At 52.7% G+C, this 712-nt stretch carries 1 protein-coding gene; it reads left to right on the top strand.

Annotation, left to right across the window (positions count from 1 at the left end):
- On the top strand, positions 1–712 hold a 712-nt coding region (locus ACTHUM_RS16655; protein ID WP_440403513.1), incomplete at both ends, for a lyase family protein.

Below are 712 nucleotides of genomic sequence, written 5' to 3'. Positions count from 1 at the left end.
ATGCTGTGCCGATGACTGCCGGCCAAGAATTCCAATCTTTCCAAGTATTGTTGGAAGAAGAAATCCTCAACCTCGACCGCAGCCGCTCCCTGCTGCTTGAAGTCAACCTCGGCGCCACCGCCATCGGTACAGGCGTGAATACGCCTAAAGGCTATGCAGCTTTGGTTGTTGAGAAACTCTCCGAAGTCAGCGGCCTGCCTTGCAAACTGACTGAAAACCTGATCGAGGCGACCTCCGACTGCGGCGCATATGTGATGGTACACGGCGCATTGAAACGCACAGCCGTCAAACTGTCTAAAATCTGTAACGACTTGCGCCTGCTCTCTTCCGGTCCGCGCGCCGGTTTGAAAGAAATCAACCTGCCTGAATTACAGGCCGGTTCTTCCATCATGCCTGCCAAAGTCAATCCCGTGATTCCTGAAGTCGTCAACCAAGTCTGCTTCAAAGTCATCGGCAACGACACCACCATCACTTTCGCAGCCGAAGCAGGTCAGTTGCAGCTGAACGTTATGGAGCCGGTAATCGCCCAATGTATGTTTGAAACCATTTCCCTCTTGGGCAATGCCGCGGTCAACCTGTCCGACAAATGCGTCAAAGGCATTACGGTCAACCGCGAAATCTGCGAACACTATGTCTTCAACTCCATCGGTTTGGTCACTTATCTGAACCCATACATCGGCCACCGCAATGGCGACTTGGTCGGCAAAATCTG

It is taken from the genome of Neisseria sp. P0021.S006 (assembly GCF_051956895.1).
The sequence above is the reverse complement of the archived record's forward strand: the minus strand, read 5'-3'. Positions and strand labels throughout refer to the sequence as shown.